Raw genomic sequence first — 17,331 nt, forward strand, 5'->3', positions numbered from 1 at the left:
CCCGGAGTCCGATCATGCTTACTTTCTACAGTTTTGCTCCGCCCTGTTTTCATAGTCGGGTTACGCGTGGCAGCAGGTTGCGCCTAACCTACTTCTGCCAACAATGCTGAAAATCGCATTTTTGGTAGAAGCCCGTTAGTGCTCACCTGCTGAACGCCGCGCTCCGCCCTGTTTTAAAAAAGACAAGCACTGCCAAATTTCTTTGCCCAGCCTTGTCTTTTTTGATCTTTAACAATTAGTCTGTTAATAGCTCGATCAGTGCTTCTTTAGTTCGTCTAGTTCTTCATACACATCAACAAAGTTCGTTGCCAAATCTACAAACGTGATCGCAGTCATCATATGATCTTGTGAGTGAACCATCAATAATGTGACCTGGGCATGTTCGCCTTGTGCTTCCTTCGTTAACATACCTGTTTGCGTATTATGCGCTTCAACCAATGCCTTCTGAGCTTCATCAAGCTTGCTGTGAGCTTCGTCAAAGTTGCCTTCCTTAGCTGCCTTGATTGCTTCCACTGCAAATGATTTTGCATTTCCAGCATTAATGATCAGACCCATTGTTGTCTGCATTTGCAATTCTTCATCAGATTGTTGTGTGTTTTTCTCTTCTTCTGCCATGCTGATCCTCCGTTTTGGTTCTCACCAATTAGATTTTTATTATTCACCCATCAATTCGTAGGCTTGTTGGATAACCTTGTCGCCTTGCATCATACCATAAGCTTGCATGTTGATCACGGCAACTGGGATATTCTTACCATCTAATTTTTTCTTGAAATCAGCTTCCATGTAACGAACCTGTGGTCCAAGCAATACGCAGTTGATTTCCTTTGCTTCCAATTGTGAGTCAGCTTCTGCAGCTGGAACAGCGAAGATCTCAGCATCCTTGCCTTCTGCTTCTGCAGCCTTCTGCATCTTTGTCACCAACAAACTTGTACTCATACCTGCTGCACAACATAACATGATCGTTTTTTTAGCCATTATAAAGACCTCCATCTTTATTTTAAATTTTTAGCTTTTTATTTAACATTTCCAAAGCAAATCCTTGCTAAATAAAGCGCTTTCCCTTACAATATATTTATATCATATTGGTACTAATTTTACAAGTACCTTTAAATAATTTAAGGAGGACAGGTTTATGGTCTTAAAATACAAAGAGATCGCTCAAGATATTTCTCACAAGATAACTGATCAAATCTTCACGGATAAATTGCCCAGTGAGTCGCAATTAATGGATATGTATTTAGTTAGCCGCAACACTGTCCGCAATGCAGTGGATGTTTTATACGAACAAGGCCTGATCAATCGGATCCAAGGCAGCGGTTATTTTGTCAATCAGCCCCTACATAACGAAGATAACTTAATGAACCTTGCCAATAAAGTCGGGATGAATGCTCTTGCCAACGAATCTCCAGTCACATCAAAGATCTTAGCTTTCGAGAGTTTGCCGGCCAGTCGTGAATTAGCTAAGTTTTTGCGCTGTGAGGTTGGAGAACCAGTCTATTACGTCAAACGTTTGCGGTGGACCAAAGACGATCTGCTAAGCCTCGAGGAAGCATATTACCTGCGTAGTGTCGTGCCCTACTTGAACGAGAAAATTTGTTCCGATTCAATTTTTGCCTTTATCATCGAAAATTACAACATCGAGATCATCAATGCCGACGAATACGTCAAGATCTATCATTTAAAGGCAGAAGAAGCCGAATTGACTGGGCATCCAATTGGTGAATCCACATTGCAGATCGAAGAGATCAACTACTTAAAAAATGAGCGGCCTTTCAACTACTCAAAGACTTGCTACTTTCAAGATGATCTCACGCTTTATTATCACGTCAGCAACTATCTGCACTAAAAAGCAGCGCTCGCCAAAGCACTGCTTTTTTGCTCTATTCTCTTGTCAACGTAATGATTTGATCCGCAACTCGATCAATAAATTGCCGGTCATGCTCGATCAGCAAGATGGTCGGCTTAAATTCCAGCAGCAGTTGACTGAGCTGGTCTTGATTATAAATATCCAAGTAGTTCAATGGTTCATCCCAGATATATAGTTCCGCCGGTTGGGAGAGTGATTTAGCGACTTCCACCCTTTTTTGCTGTCCCATACTCATGTCTTCGATCCGCTGCTTGAAAACTGCCCGTTCCAAGCCCAATTTGTGCAGATTATTGAGAAACATTTCATAATCAAGCTGCTGTTTTTCGGCAAATTCAGACAAAGTGCCGGTATTTTTATCAAAATCTTGCTCGATGTAACTGATCTGCCCTTGCCTGGATAATTGCACCCTGCCAGTCATTTGGCCGGCAAATGTACCATTCAAGGCTTGAGCTAGGCTGGTTTTGCCGATACCGTTAGGGCCAACAAGCCCAACACACTGCCCGCGCTTTAACTCTAGGTTCACTGGCAAAAACAACTGCTGGTCATCATATGACAGCTTTAAGTCTTCCACCCGCACAACTGTCTGGTGGTGACTAGGTTGGAAGTTAAGCTCCAACGGATCGATCTGTTCGATATTTTTGAGTAATTTTTGCTTGTCAGCAATCTCATTTCCCATTCGCCGCTCTAGTGACTTCGATTTTTTCATCACCCGCGCGGCGCGTGCTCCGATCGCACCTGTATCTCCAATACTCCCGCTGCCTTTCTTATGCGGGTCACCATACTTGTCGCCTTCACGTGCTAGAGACCACTTTTTCTTTTCCGTCATGGTCTGTTTGAGACGGTGAATATCTTTCTTTAATTTTGCGTTTTCCTGCAGTTCGTAATTATCAGACAGTTCTTTTTCCTGGCGATAGGTGGAATAATTCCCACTGTACAATGAAAGTTGTGCTTTTTCGATCAACAAAATATGATCCGACACTTGATCGACAAAATCGCGGTCATGACTAACGATGATAAAGCCCTGCTTTTTCTTTTTTAAATAGGCAGCAATTTGCTGGCGGCTAGCCATGTCTAAATGATTAGTCGGTTCGTCGATCAGGGGAAAATTTTGTTCATCAATAAACACTAGTGCCAGCTTTAACTTGGTTTGTTCTCCGCCAGACAAACTCGCAAACGGACGCCACAACAACTCTGGTTCGACCCCCATCAAGTTTAGTTCTCGCTCTAACCGCCAAGTTTCAAAATCATTTTCCTCACTCAAAGCATAGTAAGCTAGCTGGTCAGGGTCGTTGATCTCACAGGGAAAGTACGTAAAATTAACTTGGTGACTGATCGTGCCGTTGTACTCGTATTTTCCCAGTAATAATTTGAGCAAGGTTGTTTTGCCACGACCGTTCCTGCCAAATAAACCAAGTTTCCAATCAGAATCAAGATTTAAAGTTACATCTTTAAAAAGCTGCTTTTCCTGCCCAGGATAGGCAAAGTTTAACTGATTAATTCCAATTTGAGACATCGAAGTCCTCCTTTACAAGCGGTCAAAACCACTTTAAACTCTGACAAGGACTGGTTATCTTTTAAATTTCTCAAGTTGGGGCCCATTAAATTTGAGCAAACAAAAAGACCCATAGCGTTGATCAATTTAACTCTAGAACCGTTTTTGGACACACGCCAATAAGCAGTGCACCCGCACCTTGTCTGTTGCCAACGGTATTCTGGAAGTTAAATTAGATTCTCAACGCTTGGATCACTCACTTTCGCTTGTTATTACAGTCAGTATAGCAAATACATATTTTTTAAGCTAGCAAAATTATTTCAAAAGTTTAAAGATAGATTGAAAACTGTTTCACTTTTGCAGTTTTTGTAGCATAATATAGATAATCTAAAAAAGCAAGGAGATGGCTTTTTGATTTTCGAAACAATTCAGGCTTTGGCAGAAACGAGAAATGTTCACTTAGAGGCTCTCGAAATTGCCTTAGGTCTGCCAGAAGGAACTTTTAGAACATGGAATCAAACTGCACCTTGCAACAAACTCGCTGAGGTTGCACGTTACTTCCACGTTTCCGTTGAAACACTTTTAAACTAAGACCATAAATGTCCTGGGCAATCGTTATAGATGGTGCAGGATTTTTCATTTATTTCGCGATAAACGTCTTAAATCATGTTGACTTTACAGAAGGTGACTTTTGATGGCGCAAATTATTACGATCAGACCGTGTACAGAGGGTGAGGACTTTTCTGCAATTTCCAAGTTATATTTAAAAACTTGGAAAAGTGCTTATCAAGGCTTATTGCCTCAGAAATTACTTGACCAACTAAACGAAAACACTTGGTCACCACAAGACAGATGGCAAAATACTTTGATCGCGGAAAATGCTTCACAGAAAATAATCGGTGTTTGCAGCTATGGACCAGCAAGGTCTGCTGTTTTCCCGAACTATGGTGAGATATATTCGCTCTACATTGACCCTGAATACCAGCAGATCGGGACCGGCTCACAACTTCTAAAACGCGCATTACATATTTTACAGCAAGGCGGTTATCATTCTGTTTTTCTCTGGGTACTTTACAACAACATGCCGGCCATCAAGTTCTATCAGAAAATGGGCTTCAAAACGATAGGAGAACCTAGAATAGATAAATCAAAACTCGGCGAAACTAAAGAAAAAGCAATGAGAATCGACTTAAAATAATGGCCATTGTTATGTTGTAGGTCCTTGGCTAAAGCAATAGTTCACCTTCAACTAGCCTTTTTCAGTGGTTCAGACTTATATTGAATGCCAATAAGTTGCAAGTCATTATTTTAGTACGATACACTTGCATAAAAAAATTGAGGGGTTTTAATTTGATCGACTGGCATTATGGCTTTATCAACCTTTTAAGTTCTGTTCCTTTTATCCTGGCATGGATTTCTTTTGCCCATTTTAAAAGTGGAACCTGGGGCGTAATTTTCATGATAATTTCCCTTATCAGTGTATTTCTACTATTCAACAAAAAATCTTCTTATCAAGAAAAATACCATCCGACAACCGTCAACCATTTTGACGGTGTCTTTAGAACTATCTTAGGTGCGCTGGCCTTACTCGCAATTTGGTTGATCCCTGATTTTGCAATCGATTTTGTGCTGCCATTTATTATTGTTGCAGCAAATACCGTACCTTCTTTTTTCACCAAAAAAGTGGAACATCCTTAAGATAGAAGGCGGCATAAATTGTTGATATCCTTATGATTTATCTAGCGCAAAGCTAAAAAGTGATCCTTTGAACGTCTTGTTGATAGGTGATTCGATGGTCTATTTCTCAGAAATAGACCATACAGCCATAGTCATTAAAACGGCCACACCTAGAAGACAGGTGCGGCCGTTTTAAAACTATTCAAGCTGATATTGTCGAATTTGACTTAGATTTTGGCGACAAGCCCCCGACTTCAGTCGGGGGAAGGATAGCCGTAGCGTGCTTAGCACGCTAATACCACTAAATGCGGTCAAGCCTTGCTTAGAACTGACAATGTGCTATCTTAAATTAAAAGGCGGTGAAATCAATGACTTTGAAAGCTTTTAAAATGCGCTTATATCCAAACCAAAAACAAATTCAGCAAATTAAGCAGACTTTTGGTTCAACCCGTTTTGTGTGGAACCAAATGTTGGCTATGCAAAGTGCAAGGCACAAGAATAATCCAAACGCTAAGTATCAAAATAATTATGCAATGGACTTAATGCTAACAACGCTAAAAGCAGAATATCCGTGGTTAAAAGACGTGGACAACACAGCACTACAAGCAACTAACAGTAATCTGCACGACGCTTTTCAGCGTTTCTTCAACAAGAAATTAAGTAACGGCTATCCACGCTTTAAAAGTAAGAAAAACTATGCGCAAAGCTACACGACTAAAAACAACGGTCAAAGTATCAAAGTCATTGATGACCACCACTTGAAACTGCCGAAACTAGGGCAAGTCTATTTTCGTGCCGGTCGTATTTTGACCGGCAAAGTCAAACGGGCAACCGTCCGTATCAACTCGCAAGGACAATATTACGCAACCGTTTTGGTTGAGAGCGAAAAACAAGTTTTCAAGCCCAAAACAAAGCAGGTTGTCGGTATCGACCTTGGTTTAGATAGTTTGATGATTTTGTCTAACGGGCAAAAAGTCAACATGGTGCATTTTGATACTGACGCTAAACAGCAAATTAGAGTGTGGGAGCGCAAAACAGCCCGTCGGCGCCAAAACGCACTCAAGGAAATTGCCTTTGATAAGCACGAAAAGGTCTTGTTTCCACGTACTAGTTTGCGTCAATTTCCACGTTACCAACAAGCCCGTCTGACAGTGGCAAAGCTCAAACGGCAGGTCAGTGACCGCTATCTGTTTAGAGAAATCTAGCTGACAAGTTTGCTGTGTTCCCAGAATCCACCCTTTTTAAAGGGTGGTAGTTCAATGTACTCCTTTCCCTTTTCTTCTTCAGCCTTACGAATATCTATATCATTTTGCAAATTCAAAAAATAGCGGTCAGAAACTCCAAAAAACCTGCCTAATCTAACAGAAGTATCGACCGTGATTTGCCGCCGATCATGCAAAATATCCTGTATTCTAGACGTTGGAACATTGATTCTTTTAGCCAGCGCATAGGCTGAAAAATTCAATGGTTCCATAAATTCTTCTCTTAAAATTTCACTGATTTTTGGTGTTGGAATTTTGTTCATAATATTCGCTTTCCTTCTTTAAGTGGTGATAATCAACAATTTCAACATTGACAAAGTCTCCCTAGTCCTCGACTGCAAAACAAAGTCGATACCGTGCATTAATCTTTATGCTATACTGGCCTTCACGATTTCCTACCAATTGTTCTAAATGGTTTGCAGGTGGAACCCGTAAATCATTGATGTTCATAGCACTATCTAACATAATTAGCTTTCGCAGAGCTGTTTTCTGAATTGACTGGGGTAATTTTTTAGAAAATTTTTAATTATAAATTTTCTCAGTTTCCTTATCTGCAAAATTTCTTATCATGGTTTTTCCTTTGAGTTAATTTACCATATTATGCCTTAATCGCATGTATATGTAAAACAGTTATATTTTTTGGTTTATCAAAACTAACTCCAGTAAGAAAATTTAGTTTCAACTTAGCTCTTTCTGCCTGCTAAGCGCCCAGATAAGCATATTGCCGAAAAAATGCTCAACATTATTGTTTTTGATTAATGAGTAAAAATGATAAGCTTCTAGTATCAATAATTGAGAAATGAGGCTTACCCATGAAAGCTTTATACTTTAACAAATTTGGCGACAATTCCGTTTTAAAATACGGAGATGTTGACACTCCTCAGGTCGACAACGATCAAATTCTAGTAAAAACTGCGTATAGCGGTCTGAATTTTGCTGATATATACCGTCGCCGTGGAACATATCATATTGAAAAACATAAACCTTATATAAACGGTTATGAAGGATTAGGGACTGTCATTGTTCTCGGTGAAAAAGTTAAAAATTTTAAGTTGAACGATAAAATATTTTTTGTAGATGTGCCTTTGGCAAATGCAGAGTATGTCTGTGTTCCAGTTGAACGCGCAATTAAAGTACCCCACGATTTAAATCCAGAACTAGTTGCATCCATTGGTCTGCAAGGATTAACCGCTGATTTTCTAGCGCATGATTTAGCCCAAAACGTTCTAGGCGATAGGGTGCTGATCCATGGGATCAGTGGTGGTGTAGGACAAATTTTAGCGCAAATGTTGACTGCCGACGGCATTAACGTTTATGGCGTCACCTCCACCCAAGAAAAACGCTCTTTGGCTCTTAAACAGGGAGCACAAGAATTGTTTTTACGAAACTCTTCTTGGCTGGAGGATAATAAAGGGAGGTTCCAAACTGTTTATGACGGAGTAGGTAAAACAATTGAGCAAAGCCTACTACTCACCGCTAAAAGAGGGAAAGTTATCTTCTATGGAATGGCTGGCGGCAATCCGCCTCAAATTGACCTTCTGCAGTTATTAAATCAATCGAAAAGCATTTTAACTGGTGATTTATGGGACTATTTAACTGACTCAACCCAAAGAAATGCACGTGCGCAACGTTTATTTAAATATTTTCAAAACAACAAAATACAAATAAGTTCTCCGACTATTTTCCCTTTATCTAAAGGAAAAGAAGCTTATGCGTATTTAGAATCCGGTCAAAGTACCGGAAAAGTTTTACTAAAACTGTGAGCATAATCGGAACTGTTTTAGCGGCAGACAGATTTTAAAATGAAGTTAGCTACCAGCCCAAAAGTCAGTCATTCCGCATTAGGCTAGCCGTGCATCTTGTTTGCCCATGTTTAAGTCAGGCCAGTACCAAAAAATGCCCGCAATTACCGATTTTGGTTAAATCATTTGCAATTTTCGGTACCAGTTGGGACCATAAAGCTAGAGGTGATATTTATGACCAGCCAAGTACATTTTAGAATGGACGATCAAGAAAAGAAGGAGTTTGAACTTGTCCTTAGTCGTGTAGGTTTAACGCCTGGAGAAGCATTTAGGATCTTTGCAAAAAAAGCCATTGAAGCTGGCGGGATCCCATTTGAAGTTTCTCAACCTACTCCACGTTTAGAAAAAGCCATGAAAAGCCAAGATTACGTTGAATTTAACGATCCTGAAGAAGGGTTGGGCTGGTTAAATGACTGAATTTGTTTATAAGCTTGCTTTTGAACGTCAGTTTAAAAACACTATAAGACGATTTTAAAAGGCGGCCGCTATACAAAAGAAGATTTTGAAGCCGTGTACCGTAAACTATTACGAGATGAGCCGTTAGAACCACATTATAATGATCATCCTCTGGTTAATCGAAAACCAGAGCGTGATTTACATATCAAACCAGTCTGGATATTGATTTACAAATATGATGGCGAATTCGTGCGTTTTATTGACACAGACTCACATTCGGATCTTTTCAAATAAAAAGCAACTCAAATAATTTGAGTTGCTTTTTATTTGAATACACTATTTCTCTAGCCTAGTACTTTCTTTAACTAAAGACGCTAAGTTGTTTAAATTAACATTAAATGCATGTTTAGCAATCGGAGTTAAAAGTTTTACTGGCAGGTACAAATCCGCTTTTTCTGGAATATAAACATCTTCTTGAATCGTTGTTTGGTTACCCTCGCCTACTATTGAAAAGAAAACTTCGTACTCTAATCGTCCTTCCGTACTAGTATATTTAATACCTTCTTCTGTTTCTTCAACACTGATCACTTCATGTTGATTAAGTGCCGCTTCCGCTCTGCTGATAGTAAAACTACTCTTTCCTTCTCCTACTAACGTAATTGAAGGGGCCCAATCTGACAAATGTTGCGGATTTATTAAAAACTGCCAAACTTGCTTTTGATTCGCACCCACTACTACTACATTGGAAAATAATTTTTGCTGCATAAATTAAGACCTCCTTGATTTGATAGTCTTAATTTAACGAATCTTTGTATCTGTTGATAATCAGAATGCTGATATTTAGAAGTTTTCGTTGATTTTTTCCTTAAACAAACTTTTTAAAAAGTCACTGCGCTGTAATGCTTCTAATTTTCGATCTTCTTGTTCATTTTCTTCAGCGATTTGAGCAATCAATCGGTATAAATTTGCCAACATATAATGTGGATCATGATCAGTTATATAAGCAATTCCTTTTGCGGTCCATTTTAAAGCATCTTTTGTTTTTCTAAGTTTATAGTTAGTTAAGGCCGCTAAATAAAAAATTATGTTTAAATTTTGCGTATAGTTTGCCTGATCAATATCTGTCATAGCCTTAATTGTTAATGTAGACGCCGAATCAGCTAGACCTTTTTTTGCCTGTATGAAGCCTAATGAAACCAGGCCTAATCTTGTTAAAGCTGAGTCAATTCTTACTTTTTCGTCACTAGATATTGATATCTTTAAATTTTGTTCAGCAGTCGTTAAATCTGTGTCCACGTGAAAATTGGCAACACCTAAATAATAGTAATATGCTTGTGTTTGTTCTGCAGTTTGAACTTTGTCAATCGTCGCTGGATCTAACAAAAAATTTTTTAGTTCAGCATACTTGTGCTGATCGCATAGTTTTGAAAGAGTATTATTAAACATTTGACTAGTCGAAATTGAAAAGTCTCTACTCAAGCTGATTTCGTCTAAGCTGATAGCTAAACGATCACATAAAGCAAGCAATAAGCGAGCGTTTGGCATATATTTTCCATTTTCGATCGCTGATAACATTGATTGAGCACAAATACCGGCAGCAACTTCTTTTTGCGAAAGACGTTGCTGTTTACGTATACTTTTTAATAAATTTCCTAACTGCCTAGGCATCGTACTAATCCCCCCTGTAATAATTCTGACTTAAAGATATTATACGTGAGTATTGATTATTTCTTCCAATAAACTGTAATTAAGTGATTCCCACAGCCTATTAGGTCTTGCTTTTCTTGGAAATTTTTTTGTTCGCTAAAAATTTGCTTTCTTATTTTATTGTGCTAGAACTAAGCTATCCATTCGACTTCAAGTTCATATTTTGAGCAAATAACTATTCAGGAGGTTGGATTCGAAAGCATACCTTATGTAGCAACAAATCCCTAATTTTTTCTATGTTATACTAAAATTATAGTTAACTAATACTTAAAAGCCTTACTTAGAGTCGTGTAAAAAATCTTGTATGGAGGGTTCTGCTAATGTTGTCTGTAATTGGAGTTACTCTTCTTTTTTTATTCATGCTTTTAACTGGATTTGCTGCCTTATTGGACCTTTTTAACAACGAGGGCAAACATAATCCTTTCTTAACTTTAAACATAATTACTGTTATTGCAGCACTAACACCATCTGTATACTTTGTTTATAACTATAAAACATTTATTGTCATAACAATGTTTTCTTGCATAGTCATTTCTATTTGCGCAATTTTAACTGGTATTTTTAAAAAAAGCTTCCATCTGAGCCACCATATAGTACGAATACTAATACTGTTATTCATTTTCACTTTGTGCTTAATTTGAATTCGAAATTAAATCAGACAAGTATCAAAAAATGTTAGCTATTATCGGACGGACTGTGTTAGTTGTAATTGTCAAATTAAGTTACACTGTACTAAAAGGAAGATGTAAACGATGAGCAGGCAAAATTCTTGGAGAATTATTGGTATTCTATTTCTATTCGGAGCTCTTTTATTGGGCATTTTTGCTAAAGAACCATTTGTTAATCTATCAATAAGCAGCAATAATCTATCTTTTTCTGGCTCGTTTTCATTTTTATTTTTGCTAACAGGAATTGTTTCCTTTTGCTATTCAGTATCTTCAACACATAGAAAGTAAAAAATTACTGGGATTTAGGATCCATTTGTTACAAGTAGGTCCTAGCTTTTTGCTTGAAAAAGGGAGTTGAAATAATGTGTATTTAGAAGAGCAAGTCACTTTAACTGCGAAACAGCAAAGTGAAGTTATCCGCTTATTAACTGCTATCCATCAAGCAGATCAAAGTTTTAGAGATCCATATCTCAGCAATCAGTTTAACTATTTTCCAGACATGCCGACTTTCATTTTGGCTTACGAAAAAAGTATGTTAATTGGCTTTACAATGTTATACGCTGATGGGGAAGTTAATGAACCAATAGACTTGTATCTGAACGTCTTACCGAAATTTAGGAATCAAGGCATAGCAACTCTAATGCTCGAGCATGCGCAACAAATTCTATCTTCGTTTGGTTATCACAAAATAGAATATGTCTCCGAAAAAAGTTTTTTACAAAGAAACCCTAACTTCCTAGCAAAGACAGCCTTGACTATCGGCGAATCGGAATACCAGATGAGATGTCTCGCTATGCCCAGAGATACTCAAAAACTCAAAACAGACGTCGACCTTAATGTCAGAAAAATGCAAGCAAGTGACGCTGATCGGCTGATAGCTTTGCAAAGTGAAGCCTTTGCCATCCCAGAAGACGAAAGTAAAACTTACATAGATGAAAGCTTTAATGATGTCTCCACACTAACTTTTGTTCTTGAGTACAAAAGCGAAGTGATCGGCTATTGTGCAATAGACAATGGTCAAGACTATTATTTCTTTGGACTCGTGGTAGACGCTAAATTTCGCAATCATGGCTATGGAACATTCTTTATTAAAACAATTATGCAGATACTGGAACTTCAGCAACATAAAGCTTTTGTGTTAGGAGTAGAAAAAGATAATTTAGCTGCACTTCATGCCTATAAAAATGCTGGTTTTTATGTGGAAACAGAAATCGTATATTTAGTATCTAAAGGTTGAAAGCTTACTGTTATTTATACCGACAATGCAACTACAATATTTTCAATGACCACAATTATATTGAATTGACTCTAGGAGGTGTTCAAAATGTATAAAAAGCAATTACCTTTGGCAGAAAGATTATCGTTGGTCAGTTTAGAAGAACCAGTAGAACAGGAAATAATTACAACCGCAATTGAACAACTTAGCAGCGGTCAAAAAGAAAATTTTGTTTTAGGAGCTATGAAAGATAAATTTAGAAAGTTAGCGCTTAACCAAAACATCTCTCAAAAGGGGCTTAATTTTTATACAGAACTACAAAAACCAAATATAAAAGTTGATACCGCCTTATCTTCTTCAACGTGGTTTCACTGATTCTGGGTTATATCAACTAACCCAAACAAGCCGCCCTCAACCCACTAGAGTTTATGAGAGCGGCTTTTTACCTGCAAATAATTTGTTTTTCGTCATTTTTCGCTTGGAAGATAACTAAATTTGGCTACGAATCCGCCCCTTAACCTTTGTCCTCTTCCTCACTTCACAGTCAGTCCAGTTCCCCCAGCCATCGATACAAACCCTCCATATTGAGCGGCTTATTCTTCACGTAGCTAAAAACTTGGTATTGGTGATCTTCTAAAAACTCTTTTTGCGTGACCGTCAGATCCTGCTGATCGCCCTTTAATGCCGACCAGGTCTCTGGGATCAGATTCACGACACCCACACCCTTAGTCACCAGGTTGTTAAACAGGCGCTGGTTTTGCCGTTTAATTTCTGGAACTTTGGGTAAGCCAATTTGCCGAAAATAATATTTCATTACATAATGATAAGTCGTTCTCTTTCCATCCTGCTCTTTTAAAGGCCGGATCAACTGCCCGTCAGGAAAAAGTAAGATCGCATCCTGACTGTGCTGGGTAAAGGTCAAGTCATCATTTGCAGCGACAAAATTTCTCAGTGCCTGCTGATCAAATAACGGATTCTTTTCTGCCGCTTCGACCTTAGCGTGCTCATTCAAAACTTTCCCTCCAACTTAATCTCAGATCTAAGGTGCCAAAATTTTAGACAGCCGTTGCAATTCCTCCTCCGTAAAATCGGCGAGTGGCTTGTCAAAGCCTACTTTTTTCAGGCTCTGATCCAACTGTTCTTTGCCAGCATTCAAACTATCTAATAGATCGCCATAATCCTTGGTTTTTTGTTCTAAATCACCCGGATCGGGCTGTCCTTGAGCTCGAAGCTGGTCTAATTCTTTGATCACGTGGTTTAGTTGGTTGGCTTTAGCAAAATATTTCACCAAAAATTGCTTGGCTGCTTCCTGGCTATCCATACATTGTCTCCTTTAATACAAATACTGCAGATCGCTGGCCGTCGTCGGATAGGCGAATAAAGTTGCCCTCAGTTTTTGGGCCGAGTATTGTTCACCGATCAATAATGTCAAGTAATTGATCATTTCATCTGCTTCCATGCTTAAACAAGCCGCGCCTACTACTTGGTCATTCAATTTATCTTCAATTATCTGTACCAATGTCTCACTTTCATGCTGGCGCTTATAGGTGATCCAGCTGGAAACATCGGTTGTTTTGACCCGGTAACGGGCCGGATCCTTTAAGGCTTCATCTTCGGTTAAACCGACCTGGGCTAACTTGGGAAACGAGAAAACCGTGGTTGGCACAGCTGGATAACTGATCTCTGCATCGTTGCCTGCGATTTGTTCCGCTACGTATTTAGCCTCATAACCCGCAGTTGGAGTTAACTTCGGTACTGGTGAAGCGGCTGCATCGCCCACTGCATAGATGTGTGCGGCAGTCGAGCGTAAATGCCGGTCCACGATCACACCAAAGCGTGAATATTCGACCCCGGCCTGGGTCAAGCCAAGCTGGTCAACATTAGGCTGCCGGCCAACCGCAGCGAAAACAGCATTCGTATCATGGGTGTAGCCGCTTTTTCCGACCACCTGAAAGCCTGGTGCAGTTTTTTTGACCTCTGCTAAATCTTGATTATAAACAAAATGAACCGCCAATTTTTCTAAGCCGACAACCAATTTATCAACTAGCTGTTTCGGAAAGGCTTTTAGCGGCCGGTCATTATACAGGACAACTGTCACTTGTGAGCCGGCTGCCGCCGCGATCCCGGCTAATTCGAAGGCAACATAGCCTCCACCAATGATCGTGATATCTTGGGGCAAATTATCCAAGTCTAAAAAGTCCGTACTTGTCTGCAAAAACTCCTTGCCGGGAATTTCTAAAAGCCGTGGTCGCTGTCCTGTCGCAATGATAAAGTTTTCTGCTTCCAGATGATGGCCGCCAACTTCTAAAGTTGTTGGGCTGCTGAAATTAGCATGACCCATATAAGTCTTGATCCCGCTATTGGCCAAGCTCCCCTTCGTGGAAGGACTAATTTCGCGAGTATAGGCTCGTTTGTTAGCCATTAATTCCGGCCAGTTAGTTTTAAGCTTCGCATCTAGTCCCGCACCTGCAAATAAGGCGGCACGCTGCTTAGCCTCAACTGCGGCATACAAAATTTTCTTCGGGTCACAGCCGCGATTAGGACAGGTCCCGCCCCAGAGATCCTCCTCCACAATTGCCACTGTTTTCCCTTGTGCTTTTAGCGTCGAGGCTGCGGCATTTCCAGCTGGTCCGGCGCCAATAATAACTGCTGCATACTTTTCTGTTGCTTGTGCCATTTGCTCACTCCCCTTGCTTTTCGCTGGCACTTAGATAGTTAACTAACAACTGGCGGTTGAGATACCCCAGGTCCTGTCCCGAGCGACTCTGGACTCGAACATAATCATGCGTACTTAATGCCGTAAATAACTCACGTAAAGCTGCGTCCTCTCTCAAGTTTGGGATGTCCTCTGCTGCTTGAGGCTTTTGCTGCAAGATATTTTCACCCCACAACAGCTGGGACAGAGGTGTTTCGTAGATATTTTTGGCAACACTGCCTGCAAAAAAGTCCCGCACAAAATCATTGGCTGGATGCCGTGCAATCTCTTGTGGAGTTGCCGCTTGGAGAAGCTGTCCTTGACTCATGATCCCGATACGATCACCGATTTTTAAAGCTTCATCCATGTCGTGGGTCACAAAAACGATCGTGTTGCCTAACTGCTTGTGTAATTTAATGACCAGATCCTGTAAGCTTTCCCGTGAGATCGGGTCAAGCGCGCTAAACGGCTCATCCATCAAGACGATCGGCGGCTGAGACGAGATCGCACGCAAGATCCCAACGCGTTGCTGCTCGCCGCCGGAAAGTTCTTTCGGATAGCGGTCCCGGTATTTTTGCGGATCCAGGCCGACCTGATCTAAGAGCGAGTCGGTCATCTCTTTGAGTTGTGCGCGCGGCGTCCCCTTCATTTCGGGGATCAAGGTAATATTCTGGGCTACTGTCATATTGGGGAACAGGGCGATCTGCTGCAAAACATAGCCCATCATCCACCGTAATTCTTGCAGCGGATATTCTTGAGCCAGCTTGCCATTGATCATCACTTGACCGGCACTAGGATCTTCCAAACGGTTGATCATTTTTAAGGAGGTCGTCTTGCCGCTCCCAGAGGAACCGACCAGTACAAAGCGTTCTCCCTGCTTAATTTCCATATCCATCCCCGAGATCACGGTATTTTCTCCAAACTTCTTAGCGACACCTTGAAATTCGATTGCTGCGGCCATTTAATCGCCCTCCTTTAACAGATGGTGTTTGCTCAAGTAGTTATGCGCGACCGTCGCGGGCGACTTATCTTGCACGTTAACTTCATAGTTCATTTCTTGCATCTGTTTTTCTGTTATCTTACCGGCAAGTTTATTCAAACTTTTGACAATTTGCGGGTGATCATCGGCAAACTTCTGCTTCATCAGCGGTGCTCCCTGGTAAGTTGGAAACATCCGCTTGTCATCTTTTAAGATCCCCAGATGATACTGGCGCAGTTCGCTGTCAGTCGAATAAGCATCCACAATATTGATCTTCTTTTGTCCGATTGCTTGGTAGCGCAATGCCGGCTCCATCGACTTGACCGGAAAATCTAAACCATAGGTTTGCTTGATCCCTTTCAAACCATCGCCGCGATCAATAAACTCCAGCGTCATCCCGCCTTTCAGCAGCGACTGCACATTTTGCAAGTCACTGATCGTTTTTAGCTTGTGTTCCTGCTGGAATTTTTCCGGTACCGCTAAAGCGTATGAATTGTTGTATTTCATCGGTTTGAGCAATGCCAGCTCATCTTGCTTAGCCAGCGTTGTTTTAGCCTTTCGATAGGTCGCTTGCGCCGTTAAACCAGTTGTTTTCTGTGGTTTTTTAGCCAAAGTCTCCAAAACAGTTCCCGTAAATTCAGGATAAATATCGATTTGGTCATTTTTGACCGCGTTAAACAGGAAGGTGGTTTTGCCAAAATTCGGCTTGAGCGTCACCTTGATATGCGAATCATCGTTGGTAATCAGTTCCTTATACATATTGATCAAAATTTCCGGTTCCGACCCTAATTTGCCGGCGATCGTAATTGTTTCTGTCCGGTTAACATAGGCATTGTAGGCACTGCCGCCCCCCAGCAACACCACGATCAGCGCCAACACCGAGACTGCCGTTTTAACGGAAGCGTGCTCGAGCCACTTGATCAGTGCACTCATAATGATCGCCAGCAAGCCGGAAGCAATTGCCCCAATTAAAATCAGGGAAGTATTATTTCGGTCGATCCCCAAGAGGATAAAAGTCCCTAGGCCGCCCGCACCGATCAGCGCCGCTAACGTTGCGGTCCCAATGATCATAACTAACGCCGTCCGGATCCCGGAAATGATCGTTGGCATCGCTAAAGGCAATTCCAGTCGGAACAGCTTTTTCATCCGGGACATCCCAAAGGCATCCGCAGCTTCTTCTAACGCCGGATCGATCTCAGTCAAGCCGAGATATGTATTTTGAAAAATTGGCAAGAGCGCATAAACGACCAAAGCGATCACTGCCGGAACAGTCCCGATCCCGACGATTGGGATCAAGAGCCCTAATACGGCTAGTGACGGCAAAGTCTGCAAAACGCCCGTCAACTGCAGGAGAAATTCTGCCAATTTAGTATGTTTAACGACCCAGATCGCCAGTGGGATCGCAATGACCATCGCGATCAAAAGCGAAATAGTTGAGATCTGGAGGTGTTGCAGCAAGGCTGACCAGAGCTCGCCTTTTCTGTCGCTAAAAGTTTGTAAGATTTGTTCCATGCTTAGATTCCTTTCGAGGTTGTCGTTTTTCCAATATCAACCATCTAACTCATAAACA

20 protein-coding genes and 2 pseudogenes are annotated in these 17,331 nt (G+C 40.7%); 10 read left to right on the forward strand and 12 right to left on the reverse strand.

Annotated features, from left to right (window positions below):
* Positions 1–255: 255 nt before the first annotated feature.
* On the reverse strand, positions 256–615 hold the full coding sequence (locus LFYK43_RS00005; protein ID WP_124974135.1) for a PTS lactose/cellobiose transporter subunit IIA: 360 nt from the start codon (positions 613–615) through the stop codon (positions 256–258).
* A gap of 39 nt (positions 616–654) precedes the next feature.
* The gene (locus tag LFYK43_RS00010; protein WP_124974147.1) at positions 655–975 is read right to left on the reverse strand and encodes a PTS sugar transporter subunit IIB; all 321 of its coding nucleotides are present in this window, start codon (positions 973–975) and stop codon (positions 655–657) included.
* 157 nt (positions 976–1,132) lie between these two features.
* Between LFYK43_RS00010 and LFYK43_RS00015 the strand changes: the two genes are divergently transcribed.
* Positions 1,133–1,846 carry a GntR family transcriptional regulator gene (locus LFYK43_RS00015; RefSeq protein ID WP_124974150.1) on the forward strand — a complete coding sequence of 238 codons (714 nt, stop codon included), beginning with the start codon at positions 1,133–1,135 and terminating at the stop codon, positions 1,844–1,846.
* A gap of 34 nt (positions 1,847–1,880) precedes the next feature.
* Here the strand turns inward: LFYK43_RS00015 and abc-f are convergent, their stop codons facing one another.
* Positions 1,881–3,380 (reverse strand): ribosomal protection-like ABC-F family protein, encoded by a 1,500-nt coding sequence (abc-f, locus tag LFYK43_RS00020; protein ID WP_124974153.1) that lies wholly within the window; start codon positions 3,378–3,380, stop codon positions 1,881–1,883.
* A gap of 390 nt (positions 3,381–3,770) precedes the next feature.
* Between abc-f and LFYK43_RS00025 the strand changes: the two genes are divergently transcribed.
* The 4 genes from LFYK43_RS00025 (at position 3,771) to LFYK43_RS00040 (ending at position 6,241) form a co-directional block, all read left to right on the forward strand.
* Positions 3,771–3,950, forward strand: a complete 180-nt coding sequence (locus LFYK43_RS00025) for a transcription repressor (protein WP_124974156.1) — start codon at positions 3,771–3,773, stop codon at positions 3,948–3,950.
* A 103-nt stretch (positions 3,951–4,053) separates the two neighbouring features.
* Positions 4,054–4,557, forward strand: a complete 504-nt coding sequence (locus LFYK43_RS00030; RefSeq protein ID WP_124974159.1) for a GNAT family N-acetyltransferase — start codon at positions 4,054–4,056, stop codon at positions 4,555–4,557.
* A 152-nt stretch (positions 4,558–4,709) separates the two neighbouring features.
* On the forward strand, positions 4,710–5,057 hold the full coding sequence (locus LFYK43_RS00035; protein ID WP_124974162.1) for a hypothetical protein: 348 nt from the start codon (positions 4,710–4,712) through the stop codon (positions 5,055–5,057).
* Between the two features lie 347 nt (positions 5,058–5,404).
* Positions 5,405–6,241, forward strand: coding sequence for an RNA-guided endonuclease TnpB family protein (locus LFYK43_RS00040; protein WP_124974165.1), 837 nt, complete (start codon positions 5,405–5,407; stop codon positions 6,239–6,241).
* Here LFYK43_RS00040 and LFYK43_RS00045 read toward each other — a convergent pair.
* Together LFYK43_RS00045 and LFYK43_RS12925 are read right to left on the reverse strand one after the other, a co-directional pair.
* Positions 6,238–6,561, reverse strand: coding sequence for a HigA family addiction module antitoxin (locus LFYK43_RS00045; protein ID WP_124974168.1), 324 nt, complete (start codon positions 6,559–6,561; stop codon positions 6,238–6,240). The two genes, LFYK43_RS00040 and LFYK43_RS00045, sit on opposite strands and share 4 nt — an antisense overlap.
* A gap of 61 nt (positions 6,562–6,622) precedes the next feature.
* A pseudogene (locus LFYK43_RS12925) lies at positions 6,623–6,868 on the reverse strand (type II toxin-antitoxin system RelE/ParE family toxin).
* Between the two features lie 242 nt (positions 6,869–7,110).
* On the opposite strand from LFYK43_RS12925, the gene LFYK43_RS00055 reads away from it, so the two are divergent.
* From LFYK43_RS00055 to LFYK43_RS00065, 3 genes and pseudogenes are all read left to right on the forward strand, one after another.
* Positions 7,111–8,061: a zinc-binding dehydrogenase gene (locus LFYK43_RS00055; RefSeq protein WP_124974171.1), complete on the forward strand. Its 951-nt coding sequence runs from the start codon at positions 7,111–7,113 to the stop codon at positions 8,059–8,061.
* A gap of 213 nt (positions 8,062–8,274) precedes the next feature.
* Complete coding sequence (locus LFYK43_RS00060; protein ID WP_124974174.1) at positions 8,275–8,517, forward strand: type II toxin-antitoxin system RelB/DinJ family antitoxin; 243 nt, start codon at positions 8,275–8,277, stop codon at positions 8,515–8,517.
* Positions 8,510–8,790 (forward strand): annotated as a pseudogene (locus LFYK43_RS00065) (type II toxin-antitoxin system YafQ family toxin). Before LFYK43_RS00060 ends, LFYK43_RS00065 begins: the two are co-directional and overlap by 8 nt.
* Positions 8,791–8,832: 42 nt before the next feature.
* On the opposite strand, the gene LFYK43_RS00070 reads toward LFYK43_RS00065, so the two are convergent.
* On the reverse strand, positions 8,833–9,261 hold the full coding sequence (locus tag LFYK43_RS00070) for an SRPBCC family protein (RefSeq protein WP_124974177.1): 429 nt from the start codon (positions 9,259–9,261) through the stop codon (positions 8,833–8,835).
* Positions 9,262–9,336: 75 nt separating this feature from the next.
* A complete protein-coding gene (locus LFYK43_RS00075; RefSeq protein WP_124974180.1) occupies positions 9,337–10,164 on the reverse strand; it encodes a helix-turn-helix domain-containing protein in 828 nt (275 codons plus the stop codon).
* A 1,071-nt stretch (positions 10,165–11,235) separates the two neighbouring features.
* Here LFYK43_RS00075 and LFYK43_RS00080 point away from each other — a divergent pair.
* Together LFYK43_RS00080 and LFYK43_RS00085 are read left to right on the forward strand one after the other, a co-directional pair.
* The gene (locus tag LFYK43_RS00080; RefSeq protein WP_124974183.1) at positions 11,236–12,108 is read left to right on the forward strand and encodes a GNAT family N-acetyltransferase; all 873 of its coding nucleotides are present in this window, start codon (positions 11,236–11,238) and stop codon (positions 12,106–12,108) included.
* Between the two features lie 87 nt (positions 12,109–12,195).
* The gene (locus LFYK43_RS00085) at positions 12,196–12,462 is read left to right on the forward strand and encodes a hypothetical protein (RefSeq protein ID WP_124974186.1); all 267 of its coding nucleotides are present in this window, start codon (positions 12,196–12,198) and stop codon (positions 12,460–12,462) included.
* A 169-nt stretch (positions 12,463–12,631) separates the two neighbouring features.
* Here LFYK43_RS00085 and LFYK43_RS00090 read toward each other — a convergent pair whose 3' ends face one another.
* The 5 genes from LFYK43_RS00090 to LFYK43_RS00110 are packed head-to-tail and all read right to left on the reverse strand — an operon-like array spanning position 12,632 to position 17,273.
* Complete coding sequence (locus LFYK43_RS00090) at positions 12,632–13,099, reverse strand: hypothetical protein (protein WP_124974189.1); 468 nt, start codon at positions 13,097–13,099, stop codon at positions 12,632–12,634.
* Between the two features lie 27 nt (positions 13,100–13,126).
* Positions 13,127–13,408 (reverse strand): hypothetical protein, encoded by a 282-nt coding sequence (locus LFYK43_RS00095; protein WP_124974191.1) that lies wholly within the window; start codon positions 13,406–13,408, stop codon positions 13,127–13,129.
* Positions 13,409–13,420: 12 nt separating this feature from the next.
* Positions 13,421–14,764 (reverse strand): dihydrolipoyl dehydrogenase family protein, encoded by a 1,344-nt coding sequence (locus LFYK43_RS00100; protein ID WP_124974194.1) that lies wholly within the window; start codon positions 14,762–14,764, stop codon positions 13,421–13,423.
* 4 nt (positions 14,765–14,768) lie between these two features.
* Positions 14,769–15,743 carry an ABC transporter ATP-binding protein gene (locus tag LFYK43_RS00105; RefSeq protein WP_124974197.1) on the reverse strand — a complete coding sequence of 325 codons (975 nt, stop codon included), beginning with the start codon at positions 15,741–15,743 and terminating at the stop codon, positions 14,769–14,771.
* The gene (locus tag LFYK43_RS00110) at positions 15,744–17,273 is read right to left on the reverse strand and encodes an ABC transporter permease/substrate-binding protein (RefSeq protein WP_124974200.1); all 1,530 of its coding nucleotides are present in this window, start codon (positions 17,271–17,273) and stop codon (positions 15,744–15,746) included.
* Positions 17,274–17,331 lie beyond the last annotated feature (58 nt).

It is taken from the genome of Ligilactobacillus salitolerans (assembly GCF_003864415.1).
Taxonomy (GTDB): domain Bacteria; phylum Bacillota; class Bacilli; order Lactobacillales; family Lactobacillaceae; genus Ligilactobacillus; species Ligilactobacillus salitolerans.

Coding starts and splice junctions, on each gene's coding strand:
- LFYK43_RS00005 (WP_124974135.1), bottom strand. CDS start 615: ATGGCAGAAGAAGAGAAAAACACACAACAATCTGATGAAGAATTGCAA.
- LFYK43_RS00010 (WP_124974147.1), bottom strand. CDS start 975: ATGGCTAAAAAAACGATCATGTTATGTTGTGCAGCAGGTATGAGTACA.
- LFYK43_RS00015 (WP_124974150.1), top strand. CDS start 1,133: ATGGTCTTAAAATACAAAGAGATCGCTCAAGATATTTCTCACAAGATA.
- abc-f (WP_124974153.1), bottom strand. CDS start 3,380: ATGTCTCAAATTGGAATTAATCAGTTAAACTTTGCCTATCCTGGGCAG.
- LFYK43_RS00030 (WP_124974159.1), top strand. CDS start 4,054: ATGGCGCAAATTATTACGATCAGACCGTGTACAGAGGGTGAGGACTTT.
- LFYK43_RS00040 (WP_124974165.1), top strand. CDS start 5,405: ATGACTTTGAAAGCTTTTAAAATGCGCTTATATCCAAACCAAAAACAA.
- LFYK43_RS00045 (WP_124974168.1), bottom strand. CDS start 6,561: ATGAACAAAATTCCAACACCAAAAATCAGTGAAATTTTAAGAGAAGAA.
- LFYK43_RS00055 (WP_124974171.1), top strand. CDS start 7,111: ATGAAAGCTTTATACTTTAACAAATTTGGCGACAATTCCGTTTTAAAA.
- LFYK43_RS00060 (WP_124974174.1), top strand. CDS start 8,275: ATGACCAGCCAAGTACATTTTAGAATGGACGATCAAGAAAAGAAGGAG.
- LFYK43_RS00070 (WP_124974177.1), bottom strand. CDS start 9,261: ATGCAGCAAAAATTATTTTCCAATGTAGTAGTAGTGGGTGCGAATCAA.
- LFYK43_RS00075 (WP_124974180.1), bottom strand. CDS start 10,164: ATGCCTAGGCAGTTAGGAAATTTATTAAAAAGTATACGTAAACAGCAA.
- LFYK43_RS00085 (WP_124974186.1), top strand. CDS start 12,196: ATGTATAAAAAGCAATTACCTTTGGCAGAAAGATTATCGTTGGTCAGT.
- LFYK43_RS00095 (WP_124974191.1), bottom strand. CDS start 13,408: ATGGATAGCCAGGAAGCAGCCAAGCAATTTTTGGTGAAATATTTTGCT.
- LFYK43_RS00100 (WP_124974194.1), bottom strand. CDS start 14,764: ATGGCACAAGCAACAGAAAAGTATGCAGCAGTTATTATTGGCGCCGGA.
- LFYK43_RS00105 (WP_124974197.1), bottom strand. CDS start 15,743: ATGGCCGCAGCAATCGAATTTCAAGGTGTCGCTAAGAAGTTTGGAGAA.
- LFYK43_RS00110 (WP_124974200.1), bottom strand. CDS start 17,273: ATGGAACAAATCTTACAAACTTTTAGCGACAGAAAAGGCGAGCTCTGG.